The following is a 1,592-nucleotide window of genomic DNA, read 5'->3' on the forward strand; positions in this document are numbered from 1 at the left end:
CATATTGTTATAGTACAAGTATCGAGTTAAGAAAGAGAAAGAAAAGAAAAGTTTACACTAAATAACTATTCACTAAGACTAATTTATTCTTTTTTAGTAGCAATTATTTTTCTAAAATCTATCCATATATCTAACATAGCTGCCCAAGTAACAATTTGGGATAAAAGAGGCTGCAAGCATACCAGAATATATACTACCCACTTTAAAAAATTTTTGATTTTTAACCGTTCCAGCATAAAGCTAGTTAGAGCAAGACCGTAAATCAAAAATACTACCGTAAAAAAAACTTGAATATTTATTCCAATTCTATTTAAAAGGGTTATTTTATAAGCCGTTCCCAGAATTATCAATACCATTCCCAGGAGATAACTCCAAAAAAAAGACCCGGAAGCTCTCCAGCTATGGAAGGGGGGAAAGTTCACCAGTTTATATCCAAATCTCTTTAGGATCAAACGAGCTACCCAGTAATTTAAAATAGTGTCAAAAATCGAAGCCAGAATAATCATTACCGGGAATGCTATCCTGACAATACTGATCGTTTGAGTTAAGGAATCTTTTAGGGTAGTCAATTGTTCCGGAGATAGTCCCATACTACTATAAAAATTCAAAGACTGCGTTATAATCTTATCTATCTCTTCTATGTCGAATAATACGGTATTGAGATCTAAAACCCAAAAGCCGATTAAAAGGATTAAACCTTTAGAAACAAGTGAAGCTACGCTGCCCAAGATCATAATATCGGTTAAAGATAATTCTCTTTTTATGCTATAACCTAAAGTTAGTCCCAGGATTCCAAAACCTAATAGGACCATAATCCCTTGCACTGGACCGGCTAAAATAGTTACCAAAATTCCCGATATAAAAGTCGAAATGATGGCAAACTTTATACTATGGCGTAAACATAAGATAATAATCGGAAGAGGGCATAAAAAACTTACCAATGTTCCCAGTAAGGGAATATAAATACTGATAATAAATAGAACGGCAGTAATTGCTGCTAAAAATGCACCCTCAACTATTGATTTAGTTGGAATTTGTTCAGTCAATAAAAACCCCTCAAACTAGAATTATTTTCCCCTAACAAATTTAGAATATCGATTATCAAAAAGAATAAAAAACCGGGAAGCAATATTTAGAATTCGTTATATCAAGCCATACTTAATGTTCAAGCATCCAGGATATACGCAATCCGATATACTACCTACTTATTTATTTCGCTACATAAGGAAGAAGCCCTATTTCTCTTGCTCTTTTTATGGCTATAGCCAGTGTACGTTGGTGTCTTGCGCAGTTTCCAGTGGCTCTACGAGGCAACATTTTTCCTTGTTCAGTAATAAATTTTCTCAATAAATCTATTTCTTTGTAATCAGCTACTATTTTATCTTTGCAAAAAAGACAAACTTTCTTTTGTGGTCTTCTAAATGAACTATATCGCGCCATTAATTTATATTCATCCTCCCTTTTTTATCTAAATTCTCTTCTGAAAATTTCTTTAAAAAATTATTTATTTATCTTTATTTTGACTTTTTACTATTTGTTGTAGAGTTAATAAATATCTAATAACTCTCTCTTCTAACTTTATAACTCTCTCC

The 1,592-nt window shown here is 32.2% G+C and carries 2 protein-coding genes; both read right to left on the minus strand.

All coding sequences use genetic code 11. The features are described from left to right. Positions 1 to 83: 83 nt before the first annotated feature. Positions 84 to 1,046 carry a DUF2232 domain-containing protein gene (locus ENO17_05445; GenBank protein ID HER24470.1) on the minus strand — a complete coding sequence of 321 codons (963 nt, stop codon included), beginning with the start codon at positions 1,044 to 1,046 and terminating at the stop codon, positions 84 to 86. 163 nt (positions 1,047 to 1,209) lie between these two features. Continuing rightward, complete coding sequence (gene rpsR / locus ENO17_05450) at positions 1,210 to 1,440, minus strand: 30S ribosomal protein S18 (protein ID HER24471.1); 231 nt, start codon at positions 1,438 to 1,440, stop codon at positions 1,210 to 1,212. Positions 1,441 to 1,592: the final 152 nt, after the last annotated feature.

The organism is Candidatus Atribacteria bacterium, from assembly GCA_011056645.1.
GTDB classification, from domain to species: Bacteria; Atribacterota; Phoenicimicrobiia; order Phoenicimicrobiales; family Phoenicimicrobiaceae; genus Sediminicultor; species Sediminicultor quartus.